This window comes from Streptomyces sp. NPDC127117, assembly GCF_042677325.1.
Taxonomy (GTDB): domain Bacteria; phylum Actinomycetota; class Actinomycetes; order Streptomycetales; family Streptomycetaceae; genus Streptomyces.
Genome location: NZ_JBHXTM010000068.1, coordinates 1 through 9,177 on the forward strand (window position 1 = coordinate 1; position 9,177 = coordinate 9,177).

7 protein-coding genes are annotated in these 9,177 nt (G+C 69.8%); 6 read left to right on the forward strand and 1 reads right to left on the reverse strand.

The window, feature by feature from the left end; all coding sequences use genetic code 11:
- Nucleotides 1-705, forward strand: a 705-nt coding sequence (locus ACFVH0_RS35750) for a lytic polysaccharide monooxygenase (RefSeq protein WP_385827151.1), incomplete at its 5' end; no start/stop codon positions are given.
- Nucleotides 706-729: 24 nt separating this feature from the next.
- Here ACFVH0_RS35750 and ACFVH0_RS35755 read toward each other — a convergent pair.
- A complete protein-coding gene (locus ACFVH0_RS35755; protein WP_385827153.1) occupies nucleotides 730-1,659 on the reverse strand; it encodes an LLM class F420-dependent oxidoreductase in 930 nt (309 codons plus the stop codon).
- Nucleotides 1,660-1,946: 287 nt separating this feature from the next.
- On the opposite strand from ACFVH0_RS35755, the gene ACFVH0_RS35760 reads away from it, so the two are divergent.
- The 5 genes from ACFVH0_RS35760 (at nucleotide 1,947) to ACFVH0_RS35780 (ending at nucleotide 9,043) form a co-directional block, all read left to right on the forward strand.
- Nucleotides 1,947-4,169, forward strand: a complete 2,223-nt coding sequence (locus tag ACFVH0_RS35760) for an NADP-dependent isocitrate dehydrogenase (RefSeq protein ID WP_385827155.1) — start codon at nucleotides 1,947-1,949, stop codon at nucleotides 4,167-4,169.
- A 209-nt stretch (nucleotides 4,170-4,378) separates the two neighbouring features.
- A complete protein-coding gene (locus ACFVH0_RS35765) occupies nucleotides 4,379-5,116 on the forward strand; it encodes an SDR family oxidoreductase (protein WP_385827157.1) in 738 nt (245 codons plus the stop codon).
- 332 nt (nucleotides 5,117-5,448) lie between these two features.
- Nucleotides 5,449-7,179 carry a cytochrome c oxidase subunit I gene (ctaD, locus tag ACFVH0_RS35770; RefSeq protein ID WP_385827159.1) on the forward strand — a complete coding sequence of 577 codons (1,731 nt, stop codon included), beginning with the start codon at nucleotides 5,449-5,451 and terminating at the stop codon, nucleotides 7,177-7,179.
- A gap of 29 nt (nucleotides 7,180-7,208) precedes the next feature.
- On the forward strand, nucleotides 7,209-7,550 hold the full coding sequence (locus ACFVH0_RS35775; RefSeq protein WP_385827161.1) for a hypothetical protein: 342 nt from the start codon (nucleotides 7,209-7,211) through the stop codon (nucleotides 7,548-7,550).
- Nucleotides 7,551-7,681: 131 nt separating this feature from the next.
- Entirely contained in the window at nucleotides 7,682-9,043 is a 1,362-nt protein-coding gene (locus ACFVH0_RS35780; protein WP_385827162.1) for an NAD(P)/FAD-dependent oxidoreductase, read from the forward strand.
- Nucleotides 9,044-9,177 lie beyond the last annotated feature (134 nt).

A 9,177-nucleotide genomic window follows, 5' to 3' on the forward strand; every position in this document is an offset into this window, starting at 1 on the left:
CCCGACGGAAAGCTGTGCAGCGCGGCGAACGACAAGTACCGCGGTCTGGATCTTCCGCGGGTGGACTGGCCGTCGACGAAGATGTCCGCGGGCAGCCACACCTTCCGTTACAAGGGGACCGCCCCGCACAAGGGCTCGTTCGAGCTGTACCTCACGAAGACCTCGTACGACCCGGCGAGGCCGCTGAAGTGGTCGGACCTGGAGGCGCAGCCGTTCGTGAAGGTCACGGACCCGAAGATGGAGAACGGCGACTACGTCTTCCGGGGCAGCGTCCCCGCCAGGTCCGGACGCCATCTGATCTACTCGATCTGGCAGCGCTCCGATTCCCCCGAGGCTTTCTACACCTGCTCCGACGTGGTTTTCGGCAAGGACAGCAGGAGCGGCGGTGCCACTGCCCCCGCGCCGGCGGCCTCCGCGCCCACCGAGAGGAAGATCGCGGACGGCGCGGCGAAGTCCTCGGTCCAGCACCAGGGTCACGGTGCCCAGACCGGCACGGGTGCCTCCGCTGCCCCGAAGGCCGCCGATGCGGCCGCCGAACCCGAGGTCAACGGCGTCGCCGGGCAGTCCCCGCAGACCGAACTGGCCGAGACCGGTGGCAACAGCAACACCCCCTGCATCGCCATCGCAGGAGCAGCCGTGCTGGCGATCGGCGCGACGGCAGTCATCACCGCCGGCCGCCGCCGCGCACGGACGGCCGGCCGATAGGGGCCGGCCCACCCGCCCCTGGCATCAGACCCCTGCGGCCCGCGCCGCCTCGTACACCTCGGCGGCCACGTCGATCAGTTCCGCGGCGTCGCGCGTCGTGCCCTGAAGGTCCAGCAGGATCTCCGGAACCCCCGTCCCGGCATGGGCCACAAGGTCCTCGACGATCTGGGCCACACTGCCGTGGAAGGGGGTGCGGCCCGCACCGGCGACCGGTTCGGCGGTGTACCTGGCATTGGCGCGGGCGCAGACGCCCACCGGACGCTCCCGGCCCCGCTCGGCCGCCAGGTCCTGGACCCGCTTCCACTGTTCGGCCAGCTGAGCGGCGCCATTGGCCACCGGCATCCAGCCGTCCGCCCGGTCCACCAGGCGGCGGGTGGCCCGGGGACTGTTCGCCGGCAGGTAGACCGGGATGGGGCGCACCGGCTTCGGGCCGACCACGGAAGGGGCGATGGTGGTCAGCTCGCCCTCGTACGAGACCGGGTCCGGGCCCCAGACGGCCGCGCACACGTCCAGCAGCTCGTCCAGCACCGCGCCGCGCTTCTCGAAGGGGGCGACCGAGGCGGCCGCGTACTCGTCCAGGGACCAGCCCGTGCCGAGGCCCGCGACCACCCGGCCGCCGCTCGCCACATCGAGCGAGGCGAGCGAGCGGGCCAGCTGGAACGGCACGTGCAGCGGCGCGACCAGGACGCTGGTGCCCAGCCGGGCCCGGCCCGTCGCCCCGGCGGCCAGCGCGAGTGTGATCAGCGGGTCGGCGACACTGCGGTACTGCTCGGGCCAGGGCAGACCCGGAACGCCGTACAGCCCCTGCGTGGCGGGCTCGGGGAAGATGATCCGCTCGAAGACCCACAGGCTCTCGTAGCCGGTCTCCTCCGCCGCGCGTGCCACGGTGGCCACATCGCGGCCGATGTCGTACTGCTTCATCTGCGGAAGACCGAGACCCAGCGAGACCGGCATGTGTGCACTCCTTCTGGTGAGCAGTGGGGCAACCACCGTATGACACTTGTCCGTTGTTCGAGCAGTACCCGCCCGGGCGGGGTCACGGCCGACGGGGCGGGTGTGGTGTGTACATGTTGATCAGGGCGTACGCCGACGGGCGGTGACCGGGCAGGGCCGGGGCACACGCGGTGTACGGCCGTGACGGCACACTTCGCCGCCCATGAATGCAGGGCCCTGTCGAGGCCGGGGCGACCACGAGATATCTTGATGTCAAGCAATGTTGCAGACGTGGAGCGGAGCACAGGGTGACTGACTCGACCATCATCTATACACACACCGACGAGGCCCCGGCCCTGGCGACCTATTCGTTCTTGCCCGTGATCCAGGCGTACGCCTCGACGGCCGGGGTCAATGTCGAGAGCCGTGACATCTCGCTGGCCGGACGCATCATCGCCAGCTTCCCCGAGCGTCTCGAAGAGGGCCAGCGCATCGACGACGCGCTCGCCGAGCTCGGTGAGCTGGCCAAGCGCCCCGAGGCCAACATCATCAAGCTTCCGAACATCTCGGCCTCGATCCCGCAGCTCAAGGCGGCCATCGCCGAGCTGCAGGCGCAGGGCTACGCGCTCCCGGACTACCCGGACGACCCGCAGACCGACGAGGACAAGGACGTCCGCGCGCGCTACGACAAGGTCAAGGGCAGCGCGGTGAACCCCGTACTGCGCGAGGGCAACTCCGACCGCCGCGCCCCCGCCTCGGTCAAGAACTACGCCAAGGCGCACCCGCACCGCATGGGCAAGTGGACCGCCGACTCGAAGACGAACGTCGCCACCATGGGCGTCGACGACTTCCGTTCCACCGAGAAGTCCACGGTCATCGCCGAGGACGGTTCGCTGCGCATCGAGCTCGCCGGCGACGACGGCACCACCACCGTGCTGCGCGAGTCGGTGCCGGTCCTCGCGGGCGAGGTCGTCGATGCGGCGGTCATGCGCGTCGCGGCCCTGCGCGAGTTCTTCACCGCGCAGGTCGCCCGTGCCAAGGCCGAGGGCGTGCTGTTCTCCGTCCACCTCAAGGCCACCATGATGAAGGTCTCCGACCCGATCATCTTCGGCCACGTGGTCCGCGCCTTCTTCCCGAACACCTTCGCCAAGTACGGCGAGGTGCTCGTTGCCGCCGGCCTGTCCCCGAACGACGGCCTCGGCGCCATCCTCAAGGGCCTGGACTCGGTGCCGCAGGTCGGTGACGAGATCAAGGCGTCCTTCGAGGCCGAGCTGGCCGAGGGCCCCGCGCTGGCAATGGTCGACTCGGACAAGGGCATCACCAACCTGCACGTGCCGAGCGATGTCATCGTCGACGCCTCCATGCCGGCCATGATCCGCACCTCCGGCCACATGTGGGGCCCGGACGGCCAGGAGGCCGACACCCTCGCCGTGCTGCCGGACAGCAGCTACGCGGGCGTCTACCAGGTCGTCATCGACGACTGCCGCGCCAACGGCGCCTTCGACCCGTCGACCATGGGCTCGGTGCCGAATGTCGGCCTCATGGCGCAGAAGGCCGAGGAGTACGGCAGCCACGACAAGACCTTCGAGATCCCCACCACCGGCACGGTGCGGGTCGTCGACGGCAACGGCGACGTCGTGCTGGAGCAGGCCGTCGGCGCCGGCGACATCTTCCGGATGTGCCAGGCGAAGGACCTGCCGATCCAGGACTGGGTCAAGCTCGCCGTCACCCGCGCCCGCGCCACCGGCGTCCCGGCCGTGTTCTGGCTGGACGAGGACCGCGCCCACGACGCGCAGCTGATCACCAAGGTCAAGAAGTACCTCGCCGACCACGACACGGACGGCCTGCAGATCGAGATCATGTCGCCGGTCGAGGCGACCGCGTTCTCGCTGGAGCGCATCCGCCGCGGTGAGGACACCATCTCGGTCACCGGCAACGTGCTGCGTGACTACCTGACCGACCTGTTCCCGATCCTGGAGCTGGGCACGAGCGCGAAGATGCTCTCCGTCGTCCCGCTCATGAACGGCGGCGGTCTGTTCGAGACGGGCGCCGGCGGCTCCGCGCCCAAGCACGTCCAGCAGCTGGTCAAGGAGAACTACCTGCGCTGGGACAGCCTGGGTGAGTTCTTCGCGCTCGCGGCCAGCTTCGAGCACCTGGCGACGACCACGGGCAACGCGCGCGCCCAGATCCTCGCCGACACCCTCGACCGCGCGACCGGCACCTTCCTCAACGAGGACAAGTCGCCGAGCCGCAAGCTGGGCGGCATCGACAACCGCGGCAGCCACTTCTACCTGGCGCTCTACTGGGCCCAGGAGCTGGCGCAGCAGACCGACGACGCGCAGCTCGCGCAGGCGTTCTCCGCGCTCGCGAAGACGCTGGGCGAGCAGGAGCAGACCATCGTCGACGAGCTGATCGCGGTGCAGGGCTCGCCGGCCGAGATCGGTGGCTACTACCAGCCCGACCCGGCCAAGGCCTCCGCCGTCATGCGCCCGTCGCAGACGTTCGTCCAGGCCATCGCCTCCATCGGCTGACGAGACACCGCGGAAAAGGGGCGCGACCAGGCGCCCCCGCCCCTCCCGCCCCGGCCGGCACCATGCCCGGCCGGGGCGGTTCCGTGTCCGGGAGCGGCACCGGAGCCAGGCCGCCGGATCGAAGAGTTTCCGCGTAATCGGCTCCGGGAAGCCCTTCCAGCGCTAGGTTCGAAGACTCGGACCAACCGTGCCCTGGAAGGGGAGAGGCCGTGCTGACAGGCAGGAACGCCGTGGTCACCGGTGGATCACGGGGCATCGGCCGTGCGATCGTCGAGCGGCTGTGCCGCGACGGGGCACACGTGATCTTCAACTACGCCACCGACGACGACGCGGCGGCCGAGGTCGTCCGCACGGTGCGCGGTGACGGCGGCAAGGTCCGGTCCGTCCGGCTGGACCTCGCGGACCCGGACGGACCGGAGCGCCTGATGTCGGTCGCCGAGGAGGAGCTCGACGGGCTGGACATCCTGGTGAACAACGCCGCCCTCTGCCCCACCCCGTCCCTGCTGACGGACACCGATCCGGCGGTCTTCGACCGGGTTCTGGCGGTCAACACCAGAGCGGTCTTCATGACGGTCCGCCACGCGGCGCTACGGATGCGCGACGGCGGCCGCATCGTCAACATCTCCACGGCCAACACCGTGCGCACGGGCCCCGGTATCTCCGCCTACGCCGCGAGCAAGGGTGCCGTCGAGCAGCTCACCGCCGTCGCCGCCCATGAACTCGGGGCCCGCGGGATCACGGTCAACACCGTCTCGCCCGGAGCCACCGACACCGAGCTGCTGCGCGGCAACAACCAGCCGCAGGCACTGGAGGCAGTCGCCGGCATGACCCCGCTGCGCCGCCTGGGGGAACCCGCGGACGTGGCCGATGTGGTCGCCTTCCTCGCCGGTCACGACGGCCGGTGGATCACGGGACAGAACGTCCGCGCGACGGGCGGGCTGGCCTGAGCGGCGCCGGGGGAGCCCACGGCCCGTCCCCGGCCCCGGCATCCACCGGATCGCCCGGCAACGGCATGGCAACGTACCGGAGTTCGGCCGGCGGCGGCCCGGCTCGCAGCGGACCGAGGGCCTGAAACACGGCCTGTGGCCATGGACGCCCTGACGGGTGAATGTCGTGCGGCGGCGGGCGGCGGGACGCACATCGCGGCCCCGCGGCTGATTTGCTGCTCCTGGAATCTGGCGTGACGCGCGCGGGACCGGTCGGCCGGCCGTCCCGGTGGAAACGGCGCCCCTGCCGGGTGCTCGGGCCACCCGCGAACGACAATCGAAGGAGCGTCCCAGTGACGACGACGGGCACAACAGGGGCAGCCGGGGCGGAGGAGGCGTACGCGAACGAGCTTCCGGTCCACGCCAAGGAACCGGGAAACGTCGTCATCAAGTGGCTGACCACCACCGATCACAAGACGATCGGCACGCTCTACCTCGTCACCTCGTTCGCCTTCTTCGTCATCGGCGGTGTGCTGGCCCTGGTCATGCGCGCCGAGCTGGCGCGTCCGGGGATGCAGATCGTCTCGCCCGAACAGTTCAACCAGGCGTTCACGATCCACGGCACGATCATGCTGCTGATGTTCGCGACCCCGCTGTTCGCCGGATTCACCAACTGGATCATGCCGTTGCAGATCGGCGCGCCCGACGTGGCGTTCCCGCGGCTGAACATGTTCGCCTACTGGCTCTACCTCTTCGGCTCGGTCATCGTCGTGGCAGGCTTTCTCACCCCGAACGGGGCGGCGGACTTCGGCTGGTTCGCCTACTCCCCGCTGACCGACGCGGTCCGCTCACCGGGCATCGGCAGCGACATGTGGATCATGGGCCTGGCCTTCTCCGGCTTCGGCACGATCCTCGGTTCGGTCAACTTCATCACCACGATCATCTGTATGCGCGCCCCCGGCATGACGATGTTCCGCATGCCGATCTTCGTCTGGAACGTCCTGCTGACCGCTGTGCTGGTCCTGCTGGCCTTCCCGGTCCTCGCGGCGGCCCTCCTGGTGCTGGAGGCGGACCGAAAGTTCGGTGCGCACGTCTTCGACCCGGCCAACGGCGGGGCCCTGCTCTGGCAGCACCTCTTCTGGTTCTTCGGCCACCCGGAGGTGTACATCATCGCCCTGCCGTTCTTCGGCATCGTCACTGAGGTCATCCCGGTCTTCAGCCGGAAACCGATCTTCGGCTACATCGGCCTGGTCAGCGCGACGATCGCCATCGCGGGCCTCTCCGCGACGGTGTGGGCGCACCACATGTACGTGACGGGCGGTGTGCTGTTGCCGTTCTTCTCGTTCATGACATTCCTCATCGCGGTACCGACCGGTGTGAAGTTCTTCAACTGGATCGGCACGATGTGGCGGGGGTCGCTGTCGTTCGAGACACCGATGCTCTGGTCGATCGGCTTCCTGTTGACCTTCCTCTTCGGTGGTCTGACCGGCGTGATCCTGGCATCGCCCCCGATGGACTTCCACGTCTCGGACTCGTACTTCGTCGTCGCTCACTTCCACTACGTCGTCTTCGGCACCGTGGTCTTCGCGATGTTCTCCGGATTCCACTTCTGGTGGCCGAAGTTCACCGGCAAGATGCTGGACGAGCGGCTCGGCAAGATCACGTTCTGGACGCTGTTCGTGGGCTTCCACGGCACGTTCCTGGTGCAGCACTGGCTGGGCGCGGAGGGCATGCCGCGTCGTTACGCGGACTACCTCGCCGTCGACGGGTTCACCGCGCTGAACACGGTCTCGACGATCTCCTCGTTCCTGCTCGGCCTGTCGATGCTGCCGTTCTTCTACAACGTGTGGAAGACCGCCAAGTACGGCAGGAACGTCGGAGTCGACGACCCGTGGGGCTACGGCCGCTCCCTGGAGTGGGCGACCTCCTGCCCGCCGCCCCGGCACAACTTCCTCACCCTGCCGCGGATCCGTTCCGAATCCCCGGCCTTCGATCTGCACCACCCCTCGGTCCGCGCGCTCGACGAGGCCCTCAACCGTCCGGACACCGGGACCTTCCCGGCCCCGGGGGACGAGCGGGCGTGAGCACGACGGCCCGGGGAGAGGAGGAGCGAGTGGATCCCGACAAGGACAGCGCCCGCGGGCTCGCACAACTTCAGGGCTACCTGCTGTGGAGCGCCGAGGTCGAGGAGGCCCGCCGCCGGGCCGGCCGTTTCACCGACGAGCTCCCCTGGCTCACCACTGCCCAGCGCGAGGACGTCGAACGCGTCTACACCGCAGACCGGCTCGCCGCATCACGGGCGACGCTCGCCCGCATCTCCGCCCGCGCCACCGCACTGCGCGGCGAGTACGAGGCGCGCTACCGCAGGCTCAAGGCACGCTGCGTGGCCGCCGGGGTCGTGGCCGTCGGCGCGGTCGGCGGCACCTGCACCGCGGTCACCCTGCTGACCCGCTGACCGGGCGCGTCGTCCGTTCCGCCGCCCCAGCAGGCGAACTCGTCCCCGGCTCGTAAGGATGAGTGAGGACGGGCGCGTGCGACGTGGCAGGCGAACGGATGAATGTACAGCCCCGAGAAGGGACGAACACCGTGGCACGACCCAGGATCCTCGTTGTCGGCGCCGGATTCGCCGGAGTGGAGTGCGTACGCCGTCTGGAGCGCGGACTCATCCCGGGCGAGGCGGAGATCGCGCTCGTCGCCCCGTTCTCGTACCAGCTCTACCTCCCCCTGCTGCCACAGGTGGCGGCGGGCGTGCTCACCCCGCAGTCGGTCGCCATCTCGCTGCGCCGCAGCCGCAAGCACCGCACCAGGATCATCCCGGGCGGGGCCATCGGGGTGGACCCGAAGGCGAAGATCTGCATCATCCGCAAGATCACCGACGAGATCGTCTACGAGCCCTACGACTACATCGTGCTCAGCGCCGGCAGTGTCACCCGCACCTTCGACATCCCCGGCCTGCTGGACAACGCCCAGGGCATGAAGACGCTGGCCGAGGCGGCCTACGTACGGGATCACGTGATCGCCCAGCTCGACCTCGCGGACGCCAGCCACGACGAGAACGAACGCGCCTCGCGCCTCCAGTTCGTGGTGGTCGGCGGCGGCTACGCGGGGACCGAGACGGCGGCCTGTCTGCAGCGCCTCACCACCAACGCGCTCCGGCAGTACCCGCGGCTCGACCCGAGGCTGATCAAGTGGCACCTCATCGACATCGCCCCGAAGCTGATGCCGGAACTGGGGGCCAAGCTGGGCCGAAGCGCCCTGGAGATGCTGCGCGCCCGTGGCATCGAGGTGTCGCTCGGCGTCTCGATCGCCGAGGCCGCCCCCGAGAAGGTCACCTTCACCGACGGCCGGGTGCTGCCCTGCCGGACCCTGATCTGGACGGCGGGCGTCACCGCGAGCCCGCTGGTCAGCACGTTCGACGCGGAGACGGTACGCGGCCGGCTGGCTGTCACCCCCGAGATGATCCTGCCGGGATTCGACGGCATCTTCGCCCTCGGCGACTGCGCGGCCGTCCCCGACCTGCACAAGGGCGACGGAGCGGTCTGCCCGCCCACCGCGCAGCACGCCATGCGCCAGGGCCGCAGGCTCGCCGACAACCTCATCGCGACACTGCGGAACCAGCCGCTGAAGCCGTACGTACACAAGGACCTCGGTCTCGTCGTGGACCTCGGAGGCAAGGACGCGGTCTCCAAGCCGCTGGGGATCGAGCTGCACGGGATTCCCGCGCAGGCCGTCGCCCGCGGTTACCACTGGTCGGCGCTGCGCACCAACGTCGCCAAGGCACGGGTCGCGACCAATTGGATCCTGAACGCCGTCGCGGGCGACGACTTCGTACGCACCGGCTTCCTGTCCCGGCAGCCGGCCAAGCTGCGCGACTTCGAGCACACGGACACCTACCTCACACCGGCACAGGTCCGCGAGCACACCGCCGCGCTGCGCACCGGCACCTGATCCCGCAGCCGACGGCCCCGGGCCCCCCCGTACCGGGGGCGGGGGCGGGCCGGCGGGGGAGCCCGTATACCGGGGGCCGGGCCGCAGTACGGGGTACCCCGCGGCCACCCGGGGGCTGGTTTGGGGGTAACCCA